This is a genomic window from Paenibacillus sp. J22FR21 (genome assembly GCF_056269135.1).
Genome location: NZ_JBWDNJ010000007.1, coordinates 373,676 through 383,900 on the forward strand (window position 1 = coordinate 373,676; position 10,225 = coordinate 383,900).

The following is a 10,225-nucleotide window of genomic DNA, read 5'->3' on the forward strand; positions in this document are numbered from 1 at the left end:
ATTTCTAAAGAATAGACTACTTCCTAATTCCAAGGAGGTAGTCTTTTTTATGTTGTTAAAATTTGCTTACCAAGATTTTTTGGATGACCGAAGCTTTAAGAATACGACTCAGAAGAACATTAGAAACTATAAGATCATGCTTGGTGAGTTTGTGGAGTATTGTATTGGTCATGAGGTTGTGAGGGTAGAAGATATTACTTATAATCATGTGCGACAACATCTTATGGAATGCCAAGAGCGCGGGAATAAGGCAGGTTCTATTAATACCAAGCTAATGCGAATTAGAGCATTCATGAACTACATGGTGGAGTGTGAAGTGATTGGGAAGAGTCCTGCACAGCGAGTGAAGATGCAAAAAGAAGACGTGAAGATTAATGTTTTCACTGATGAGCAGATTCGGCAGATGTTGAACTTTTACAGACACATTAAGCAAAGAGAGAAGAGTTACGTTGTTTATCGGGATTATATGATGATAGTCACTATACTTGGGACTGGAATACGGCGTGGTGAAATAATCAATCTAAAGTGGTCTGATATTGATTTTATTAATCAAACAATTAGCACGTTTGGGAAAACGCGAAGAAAAGATACGCTCACGATTACAGAGAAATTATCAAAGGAATTTTCAGCATACAGAAGTTTTTGTAAACAACACTGGGGAGAAGTAAGCGATTTTGTGTTCGTGAAAAGAGATAATACCCAAATGACTGAAAACGCACTGATGCTGATTTTCAGGTATCTTGGACAAAAGATGAATTTTAAGGATGTGAGGGTATCTGCTCATACCTTTCGTCATACATTCTGTCATCGACTTGCTATGTCGGGAATGAGTGCTTTTGCAATTCAAAAGCTAATGCGAAATGAAAACATTACTGTTACGATGCGTTATATATTTTCCCGAGGCTCTTTTTATTCTCTCTGAAGTGTCTAATAGGTGCCGAACAGGTGCCACAAGCATTAAAGTAACTACTAATTATTTTAAAAGATATTGCTGTCAGAAGTCGCGAAAGGCGTAATTTTACTGACTTTCTTATATTATCTTTAACGATGTTACAGACATTAACCTCATGGGCGGCATGATGTAAGATTGGTGAAAATACCTTGATTTATAAGGGTTTTCGAGTGTGGTGGAAGTCAGTTCCCCACATTTTCCCCACCTAGGGTAAAATTAGAGGCTTCGCAGAGTTGAGCAAACTTGTGTGAGGCTTCTTTTTTCATGGTCTTGGTTACATGCATATAAACGCTCTTGGTGGTATCATCGTCCTTATGACCGAGCTGCTCCATAATCTCTTGAAGACCGACGCCTGCTTCTGCAAGGAGGGATGTGTGAGTGTGATGTGAATAAGCGCGTCAAAAATCGCACCGATCATAGCTGTACTGCCGGCTGAATGATGCGCTTTATTTGTCTCATATTCCTCCGGACGACCAAACATGCGGTAGATTCCTGTTACCTAGTCTGCAGCCTCATCTATCCTAAACCTCTACAGATATGGTAAATTTATAAATACACATCGAGCTCACTACTAGCCATCGTTTCCTGACCGTATTCGAACTAATACGACGGAAAGGTATGACCCCCATGCGGCTTTTGAAAATCTATCAATCGAAGAAGTATCTGCTCCGTATTCTGCTATCTATATCTGTATTAACGGTTATTTTCCTTATTGGTTCCTCTGCCACGCTGTTTTATACCTCCAGAAATTCTGTCGTCGAGATGCAAAAAGAGTACAATGAAGCAACATTGGCACAAATCAACTACAATATTAACTCCATGGAAGAAATCGCCAAAAATATGGTGTCCGCCCTGTTTTGGGACGTTCAGCTCAAGCCTCTGATGTCCAACCAAGAAGTTTTTATTTTAGATTTGACCCATAAACTCCGTAGAATGGAAACAATCGTTAACTCTACTTCCTTCCTAGATTCCATTATCATTTATAACGGCTACAGCGACCAGATCTTCGCAGGAGGGAATTCAGCACTCAAAAGCCAAAGCAGCGAATCTACGCAGCATATGCTCGAATTCCTCCATAACAGCGATGCTGTACAGAAAATGAAGTTCATTCCCATGAAGCTGAAGGAGAAGAGCACGGGAATCGATGTATTCTCTTATGTCATGTACGACTCGCTCGGTAAGTACAAGCCGGATGAAGGCGCACTTGTGTTGAATATTAAGCCGGAATGGCTATTTAACAATATCAAGCTGATCAATGGACTGGGGCTGAAGAAGGAAGGCTCCATCATGCTGGTGAACAGCGAAGGCCAAATATTATATACGAATGAGAGCTCCGATCTGAACAGGGCTGGCTTCCAAGATTTGTTCTCCGGTTCCGTCCGCGAAAACAAATCAAATGGGTACATGATTCAGCGAGTGGGCGACCAAAAACAAATCATCTCCTACTCCAAGTTGGTCATACCCAATTGGTATATCGTAAGCGCGCAGCCTTACGACGCCGTCATTCATAGCATCGATCAAATCCGCCAAACAACCATTGGCTTAACGGTCGTATTCTTAATTCTGTCAATTATTGCCGCCGTCTTTGTATCTCGAAGGCTGTACAAGCCAATTGACAGGCTCATGAGCCAAATCCAAAGTAATCCGTTTGGGATCGGGGATCAAGCGGCCAAAGACGAGCTCGCTTACTTATCCGAAGTATATTCCAACGTCGTAGATAATCTGCATGATATGAGAAAGATGCATCGAGATAACCGGGACATTATCGATTCTTATCATATTCGTCAATTACTTACGAGCAGCATGGTGCTCAGTGACGAACAATTCATCGGCATCATCCGATCCAACCAAATGAACATTCTGGAGAACGGTTCTTATATCGTGATCGTCATCGCGATAGATAACTTCCGGAAAATTAGTCAACTGCTTCAGCCCAGCCAAATGAAGCTGTTTCATTTTGCGATCTTGAACATTGCAGAAGAGCTCATTGGTAGCCGCTATCACTGCGTCGGAGCCGAATTGAGATCTGATCATCTGGCGTTCTTGGTCAGTGCGAAGCATGATCTCGGCGATACAATCGGGCTGCTGAAGGAAAAGGTGGTGCTGGTTCAAGAAACCGTGCAGCGCTACTACAAAATAACAATCAGCGCTGCCATAAGCGAGAGCATCATTCATTTCTCGGATATCTCCAAGCAGTACCATCAAGCCCAGCAGATCATTATGTATAAGCTCATTTACGGAAGAAACACACTGCTTACCCTCGATTCAGTTGAGGAAAACATGCGCAATAGGAGTGAACCTCTGCTTCCGGAGCTGGAAAAAAGACTCGTCGAAGGAATCAAATCGGACGATGCCGTGCTTCTTGAAGATACGCTGGACAAGCTTATACGCCATATTGCCGCATGCAACTATGATCAAATTATGACGGGCATTACCCAGATACCGGTGATTATTAGGCAAACCCTGAAGGAAATCAATCAAAACCGCGTACAGCCCATTGACATCGATATCAATAAAGTTAGCTTAAGTATGCTGGAGATGGATACGCTTGAAGATATTCATAGGCAGCTATGGCAGACGCTGCATGACATTACGCAGCAGAAACGCAGCGGATTGGTGGATCGCAACGATATCCTGGTTGAGACGATCAAGGAGATTGTCAAACAAAACTACGGCGACATTAACCTCAGCCTCCAATCCATTGCCGGTATGATGAAATTGTCCGCGGACTACGTAGGCCGATTATTCCGCAAGAACGAGCTCATTTCCGTTGCCGACTATATTGGCGAGGTCCGGCTAGGTGTCGCCAGAGAACTGCTTGAACATAAAAATCACAGTGTACACGAAATTATGGATCAAGCCGGATTCGCCAATCAAAGTTACTTCTTCAAGCTGTTTAAGAAGAAGATCGGTTGTACACCCGGCGAGTATCGGTTGAAAAAATCGATTGGGCGATAGCTTTATCTTTAAAGGCCAACCGCTGCGGTTGGCCTTTAAGCGTGTTATTCACGAATTGTAGGAGTAAAACACAAAAAATGCAGTTCAAAACGCCAATAATACCTTGATTGTGCACTAGATGCGAGAGGGTCAAAACAGCCATAATGAGGGCAACAACCAAGAACCAATTACGCAGGAAAGGGGTAAAGCAATTTGGATAACGGATTGTGGAAACGGATCGCAAACGAATGGCGCCACTTCAAAAAAAATCATGAATTGTTTACGCTTGGCATCCCCGGAGTCGTGTACATTCTCATTTTTGCTTATTTACCCATGATCGGTATTATTATGGCATTCAAAAATTTCCATTACGACAAAGGGATGTTCGGCAGCGAATGGATTGGCTTTAAGAACTTCGAGTTTTTTTTCGTATCTGAATATGCCATTCGCATTACGCGTAATACGGTGCTGTATGAGATCGGCTACATCTTCTTTACGACCGTGTTCGCGCTTCTCTTCGCTGTATTATTGAACGAAATATCCCGAAAAGCGGTGAAAATCTACCAAACCGCGTTGTTCCTCCCCCACTTCTTATCTTGGGTCGTTGTGTACTATATCGTGTTCACTTTACTCGATATCAACAACGGCATACTGAACAAGCTGCTGGAAATGGTGGGCTTGCAAGCACATGATTGGTATATGGAAGCCGGCCCTTGGCCGTACATATTGAACATCGTTGCGCTTTGGAAACGGATCGGTTTCAGCGCGCTGGTCTATTACGCCGGCATTATTGCCATCAATCCCGAATATTACGAAGCAGCCAAAATCGATGGGGCCACAAGGTTTCAAATCGCCCGCAAAGTCACCATCCCGATGATCATGCCATTAATTATGATTTTGCTCATCCTGGCGATCGGCGGGCTTATCTCCGGAGACTTCGGCTTGCATTATTTTGTGCCAAACGGCGGCTTGGCCGGCATGACCTACCCGACGACCGACATCATTGATACTTACGTATACCGGGCGCTGACCAAAATCGGAGATGTCGGCATGGCTACAGCAGTCGGCTTGTTCCAGTCCGTAGTTGGACTGATCCTCGTTCTAAGCGCTAATTTATGGGTCAAAAAAATAAATCCGGAAAATTCATTGTGGTAGGTGGATCATGATTAGGACAGGGCCTAAAGTATCCTACGTCGAAATTGGGATCAATCTCTTGTTTGTTCTCGTCACGCTGTCGATGGTTGTACCGTTTCTGCTCGTTATCGCCATCTCGTTAACGAGTGAAGAGTCGATTGTTACCCAGGGTTATCATTTGATTCCTCACCAATTCAGTACAGACGCTTACCATTATATCTTTAGATCGCCTATGATCTTGATCCAGGCTTACTGGGTCACCATTATGACAACGGTTATCGGTACGTTGGCTAGTCTAGCTCTCACATCCATGACGGCTTACGTCGTGTCCCGGAAAGATTATCGTTACGTGAAGCCGATGACGTTCTACATCTTCTTCACCATGCTGTTCAGCGGAGGGCTTGTTCCTTCCTATATCTTAATGACACAATACCTGCATCTTAAGGATACGATGTGGGCGCTTATTCTCCCAGGGATGCTGTCCCCCTTCTACATCCTTATTATGAAAGGCTTCATTGGCGAGATCCCCAAGGAGCTTATCGAGTCTTCGAAGGTGGATGGAGCCAGCGAATGGCGGATTTATTTCCAGATGATCTTGCCGCTTTCCAAGCCCGCACTCGCTACACTCGGCCTGTTCATCTCGTTTAACTACTGGAATTCCTGGTTTCCGGCGATGCTCTACATTAACAGCGAGAAGCTCGTTCCGATTCAGCTGCTGCTTACGCGAATGATGAGTACCATCAATTTCTTGACCACTAGCTCGCAGTTTATGAGTGGTCTACATATCGATACAAGCAAGTTTCCCAACTTATCCGCAAGGATGGCAATGACGGTGCTGGCAGCGGGTCCGATGATGTTCATCTTCCCGTTTTTTCAGAAATATTTTGTCAAAGGCTTAACGGTGGGTTCCTTGAAAGGCTAACGGCAGTAATCGATTCGTCGTAAGTTGACTCCACGAGAGGGGGTACAAGAATCACAGTTGGTTTGAAGGTGCTGGGGCAGGGTCAATTCAAAGTGCGAAACAATTACTTAGGAGGGTAAGCTAAATATGAAAAAGACAGCCTTTCTGAAATTGCTATTGGCAAGTATGTTAATCGTTTTACTTGTAAGCGCTTGCGGCGGGAATAATAAGAACAACGAATCTAACACGTCAACGAATGAGCCGGCAACAACCACGAACACAGAGTCCACTACTTCAGAGACAGGGGCTACTAACGAACCGGCAGAGCCTGAGAAGGAAGAACTGCCGCCTGTAGAACTGACCTATTATATTCCTCAACCTGAATTGCAGCCGGATCTTACTTCGGTTGAAGCTGCTGTAAATGAGTACATCAAGCCGAAAATCAATGCGACCGTTAAACTACTGCCGATTACTTTCGGTGACTATGATCAGAAAATGAACACAATCGTCTCTGCAGGTGAAACGTTCGATATGATGTGGACGTCAAACTGGGCATTCAACTATGAGAACAACTCCCTCAAAGGTGCGTTCAAGGACCTAGAGTCGCTGGTTACCACTTACGCACCTGATTTCATCAACAGCCTGCCGAAAGCGGCAATTGAAGGGGCAAGAAACTCGCAAGGCAAATTATACGCCATTCCTAACTATCAAATTATTGCACAAGGCGGCGGCTTCGTTATTCAGAAGGAAATGGTCGACAAGTACGGCTTGGATATTAGCACGATCAAGACGTATAAAGACTTGGAGCCATTCCTGGAGAAGGTCAAAGCCGGTGAACCGGACAAAATTGCCTTTGGTTCCAGATCTAACTCATTTGTTCCTTATATGCATGGCTTTGACGGACTTGCCGGAATTGAGTACAGAACCGGCGATCCTAACTACAAGCTCGAATATGTACTGGAAGCACCGGAATATTTAGCTTTTCATCAATTGCTGCATGATTGGTTTAAGAAAGGTTATGTCAATAAAGACGTAGCCACAGCTACGTTCGCTGATTATCAGAAGGCAGGAAAAATCGTCTCTTTCTACGAGTGGACGCTCAAGCCGGGCGGAGAAATCGAGATGAAACAAAACCTGGGCGGCAAAGATGTCGTCTTCATCCCACTCTACGAACCACGTTTCTCCGGCGTTCAGCCGACTATGACGGCAATCAGCAATACTTCAAAAAACCCGGAGAGAGCGATGATGTTCCTCAATCTGGCGAATACGGATCCGGCGTTGTTTAATCTCCTAGCCTTCGGTGTTGAAGGCAAACATTATGATAAACTCGATGCCACTCATATCAAGGTGAAGACAGACGGCGGCTATGCTCCGAACGTAGCATGGGCAATGGGTAACGTTACAATCGGTTACTTGCTGGAAGGCCAATCGGACGATACATGGCCGAAAACAATCGAGCTTAACAACTCAGCTATGGTACCGGAAATTTGGGGCTTCCAATTCAACCAAGAGCCGGTCAAGACGGAGTTGGCCAACATGGATGCTGTTTACAAAGAATACGAAGCCGCAGTCACTACAGGCGCAGTTGATCCAAATGAATACATGCCTAAGCTGCTTGACGCCATGAAGAAGGCCGGCTCCGCGAAAGTAATCGAAGAGAAGCAGAAACAACTGGACGAATGGTTGAAAGCGAAAGGCAAGAAGTAAGCGGAGGGCTGACACCCTAGTAAGAGAAAAAGCCTGGGATAGGATGATCTCAGGCTTTTTCCTATTATTGTGAACATCATAATGGATCGTGTTTAGAGACAACCGACACCATCCCATACTTCTCTTTGACTCGATCTAATTTCTCAAGCAGAGGCTACGATAGCACAAATAAGGCTGCCTAGCCCTGAACAGCGCCGGGCAGAACGCCGCGAAGATATGGCGACCCAGTACAAGATCATCGGGATAGCAGGAGGGGCCATGTCCCCACATAGCTGGATGCCACGTTGAAATCGATATTCCAATGAAGAGGTCAATGCTCACAGAATGCTCACGCAATATCGTAATATGTCATCGCAGATTGGCAACGATGTTACAGTTCTGTACTTTAAAAACCTTGTCACTGCGCCATTTCTTCACAGCTAGTAATTCATCGTTAACGATGTTAAACTACTACGGTTATGATGCTGATTGTCGTGACCCACCTCCTCTAGGTTGCCCGGCGAGGATGCTTTGTTTACTCGAAATACGGGCCTGAATCCGTATGTCTGAATCATTCAATGTGTGGGTTAATTTCCCCACCTGTTTCCCCACGCACTCAACTTTCTCCACAGGAATTAGAGGACGAATGAGAAAGAAACCTTGATATATAGGGAGTTTTCAGAACTGCTAGGAAGCAAAAAACCGCCCAGAAGCATGGGCGGCATGATGTAATAAATCAGAAAAACCTTGATCTATCAGGGGTTGAAGGTGCGAGGTTATCCTTTGGGTTACTAAAGGGTAACCTCGGCAGAAAACTAGAGGCTTCTCATGAGTTCACTGAACTTGTGGGGGGCTTCTTTTTTCTTTGGTTTGGTGACATGCAGATACACGTTCTTGGTTGTATCGTCGTCCTTATGGCCAAGCGCGCCATGATTGTTTCTAAGCTTACTCCTGCTTTTGCCAGTAACGAAGTGTGTGTATGACGTAGAGAATGGGGAGTTAGTTTAGGATTGAGCGCAGCTATTCGCAGCAGCCTAGCCATACGATTCTGAATTTGTTTGAGGTACTCCGAGTATGTATCCTGCGTTCTCTTCATCGGAATTAGCGAATACAAAATCATGATCTAGGCCAACGTTTAAGAAGATGGCATAGTCGCCGTCCAAGCCAGTTTCCTTGGCATTTCACCCATCGACATTACTAAATCGAGGTTTACGCGATCGACATCCATTGTAAAGCAAACGGACAAAGCCAAGTACGCCGTAAATAAGCACATTTTTATTATATTGAAACCCAAGAAGAACACCGACCTAGACAAACTCCATAATATGAACAAAATGGAAACCTAGGTGGCTAAATGGATGTATAAATCTAACAGAAAAAATTGTAAAGTAGATCGTCTGAAAAAGAGAGACAAATGTAAAAAAGACGTCGTTAAGAAAAAGAAGAAAATTGTGAAGTGCCCTCCTCCTAAAATAATCATAAATGCTCCAATGGGAGCAGCGGGTGTCAAAGGTGCAACAGGAGCGATAGGCTCAACAGGAGTAACAGGTGCAACGGGAGCAACAGGTGGCAGAGGTGCAACAGGATATAGAGGTTTAATAGGACCAACAGGTTCAACAGGAGCTAGAGGTGCGAATGGATTTACAGGGCCATCTGGTGCTACCGGTGCTACTGGTGCCCCTGGTATACCAGGGGCGACTGGTTCTTCAGGTGGACCTGTAGGACCTACAGGAACCATGGGTCCAACAGGGCCTACGGGATCCACTGGGTTAGCTGGAGTAAATGGATTAGCTGGTGCAACAGGAGCAACCGGCGACACTGGAGCATTAGGGGCCACCGGAGCTACCGGCGCAACAGGAGCAACCGGCGACACTGGAGCATTAGGGGCCACCGGAGCTACCGGCGCAACAGGAGCCACCGGAGCTACAGGAGCAACCGGCGACACTGGAGCATTAGGGGCCACCGGAGCTACCGGCGCAACAGGAGCCACCGGAGCTACAGGAGCAACAGGAGCAACCGGAGCAACCGGAGCAACCGGCCCTACAGGAGCAACCGGAGAAACAGGAGTAACCGGAGCAACCGGAGCAACTGGAGCAACTGGAGCAACTGGAGCAACTGGAGCAACAGGAGTAACCGGCCCTACAGGAGCAACAGGAGCAACAGGAGTGACCGGAGCAACAGGAGCAACAGGAGCAACAGGAGTAACCGGCCCTACAGGAGCAACCGGAGCAACAGGAGCAACCGGAGCAACCGGAGCAACCGGAGCAACCGGAGCAACCGGCCCTACAGGAGCAACCGGAGCAACTGGAGCTACAGGAGCAACCGGAGCAACAGGAGTAACCGGAGCAACCGGCGCAACTGGAGCAACCGGAGCAACCGGCGCAACTGGAGCAACCGGAGAAACAGGAGTAACCGGAGCAACCGGAGAAACAGGAGTGACCGGAGCAACTGGAGCAACCGGAGCAACAGGAGCAACCGGGGCAATAGGAGCAACTGGAGCAACTGGAGCAACTGGAGCTACAGGAGCAACCGGAGCAACAGGAGTAACCGGAGCAACCGGCGCAACTGGAGCAACCGGAGCAACCGGCGCAACTGGAGCAACCGGAGAAACAGGA

At 46.1% G+C, this 10,225-nt stretch carries 5 protein-coding genes and 3 pseudogenes; 6 read left to right on the forward strand and 2 right to left on the reverse strand.

Annotated elements, in window-relative coordinates:
- Positions 1-49: 49 nt before the first annotated feature.
- Entirely contained in the window at positions 50-922 is an 873-nt protein-coding gene (locus AC0YNS_RS24850) for a tyrosine-type recombinase/integrase (RefSeq protein WP_475783624.1), read from the forward strand.
- A 212-nt stretch (positions 923-1,134) separates the two neighbouring features.
- Here the strand turns inward: AC0YNS_RS24850 and AC0YNS_RS24855 are convergent.
- Positions 1,135-1,335 (reverse strand): annotated as a pseudogene (locus tag AC0YNS_RS24855) (tyrosine-type recombinase/integrase); the annotation flags it as partial.
- A gap of 244 nt (positions 1,336-1,579) precedes the next feature.
- Between AC0YNS_RS24855 and AC0YNS_RS24860 the strand changes: the two are divergent.
- From AC0YNS_RS24860 to AC0YNS_RS24875, 4 genes are all read left to right on the forward strand, one after another.
- The gene (locus tag AC0YNS_RS24860) at positions 1,580-3,910 is read left to right on the forward strand and encodes a helix-turn-helix domain-containing protein (RefSeq protein WP_475783625.1); all 2,331 of its coding nucleotides are present in this window, start codon (positions 1,580-1,582) and stop codon (positions 3,908-3,910) included.
- Between the two features lie 192 nt (positions 3,911-4,102).
- Complete coding sequence (locus tag AC0YNS_RS24865; protein ID WP_475783626.1) at positions 4,103-5,044, forward strand: ABC transporter permease; 942 nt, start codon at positions 4,103-4,105, stop codon at positions 5,042-5,044.
- A 7-nt stretch (positions 5,045-5,051) separates the two neighbouring features.
- Complete coding sequence (locus tag AC0YNS_RS24870) at positions 5,052-5,945, forward strand: carbohydrate ABC transporter permease (protein WP_475783627.1); 894 nt, start codon at positions 5,052-5,054, stop codon at positions 5,943-5,945.
- Positions 5,946-6,071: 126 nt separating this feature from the next.
- The gene (locus AC0YNS_RS24875; RefSeq protein WP_475783628.1) at positions 6,072-7,631 is read left to right on the forward strand and encodes an ABC transporter substrate-binding protein; all 1,560 of its coding nucleotides are present in this window, start codon (positions 6,072-6,074) and stop codon (positions 7,629-7,631) included.
- Between the two features lie 794 nt (positions 7,632-8,425).
- Here the strand turns inward: AC0YNS_RS24875 and AC0YNS_RS24880 are convergent.
- A pseudogene (locus AC0YNS_RS24880) lies at positions 8,426-8,734 on the reverse strand (tyrosine-type recombinase/integrase); the annotation flags it as partial.
- A 366-nt stretch (positions 8,735-9,100) separates the two neighbouring features.
- On the opposite strand from AC0YNS_RS24880, the pseudogene AC0YNS_RS24885 reads away from it, so the two are divergent.
- Positions 9,101-10,225, forward strand: a pseudogene (locus tag AC0YNS_RS24885) (NTTRR-F1 domain); the annotation flags it as partial.